General features: G+C 52.4%; 1 protein-coding gene. It reads left to right on the top strand.

Translation table 11 applies throughout. From position 1 onward, the window contains the following. Positions 1–351 (top strand): flagellar cap protein FliD N-terminal domain-containing protein (locus tag J0A66_RS22195; RefSeq protein WP_277603621.1); only part of this gene is annotated, 351 nt, incomplete at both ends.

A 351-nucleotide genomic window follows, 5' to 3' on the forward strand; every position in this document is an offset into this window, starting at 1 on the left:
CTTTAAGCGATTTCCTCACCAAGCTGGAAAATTTCCAGAGCGATAATAGTTTACTGGCCAATCAGGCCACCAGCAGCAATACGGCTTTGGCGGTCACCGCCGATAGCAATGCTGTTCCCGGTAGTTATGACATATTTGTAGAACAGTTGGCACAGGCACAACAGCTAGCCATGACCTTTGACCCGGATGCGCCGCTGGCCACCGACGGGCAATTGGATATTGATGTGGCAGGCACCACCTTTAGTGTCGATTTAGCCACGCTGGGTGCGGGTGCCACGGTAAAAGAACTGGCATCAGCCATCAATAATCATGCTGATAACAGCGGTGTGCGTGCGACATTGATGCGCTCCG

Source organism: Bowmanella dokdonensis (assembly GCF_017254865.1).
In the GTDB taxonomy this organism is placed as follows: Bacteria; Pseudomonadota; Gammaproteobacteria; order Enterobacterales; family Alteromonadaceae; genus Bowmanella; species Bowmanella dokdonensis.